The sequence below is a fragment of the Mycolicibacterium sp. XJ1819 genome, assembly GCF_053483675.1.
In genome coordinates, this window is sequence record NZ_JBEFST010000054.1 from 1 (window position 1) to 505 (window position 505).

The window sequence follows — 505 nt, forward strand, 5'->3', positions numbered from 1 at the left end:
AGATCGACGTCAACGTCTCGATGAGGCAATCACCGCGATGGCCGCTGACAGTGAGTTCACCCCGGTGGTGCACCGGTTGGGCTGCATCCGCGGGATCGCGACGTTGACGGCGTTCGGGTTGGCCGTCGAGATCGGCGACTGGCACCGGTTGACCGGGCGCACCATCGGCGCCTATGTCGGATTGGTGCCCAGCGAATACTCCACCGGCGACAGCCGCACCCAGGGTGCAGTGACCAAGACCGGCAACGGACATGCTCGCCGCCTGCTGGTCGAAGCCGCCTGGCACCACCGCAACCGATACCGGCCCGGAGCCGAGCTACGCCGTCGCTGGGATCTGGCCTCACCAGCGGCTCGGGCTCGGGGTCAAGCCGCCAACCGACGCCTGCACACCCGCTGGGCCGGCTTTGACGCCCGCCACAAGCGCCCCGTGATCGCCAACGTGGCGATTGCCCGAGAACTTGCCGGCTGGTGCTGGTCGTTGGCCGTGATGCCCGACTGACCGCAC

1 protein-coding gene is annotated in these 505 nt (G+C 68.3%); it reads left to right on the forward strand.

Features of this window, described 5'->3' with window-relative positions; translation table 11 throughout:
- Nucleotides 1-499 (forward strand): transposase (locus tag ABQE89_RS26275; RefSeq protein WP_448422171.1); only part of this gene is annotated, 499 nt, incomplete at its 5' end.
- Between the last annotated feature and the right edge of the window lie 6 nt (nucleotides 500-505).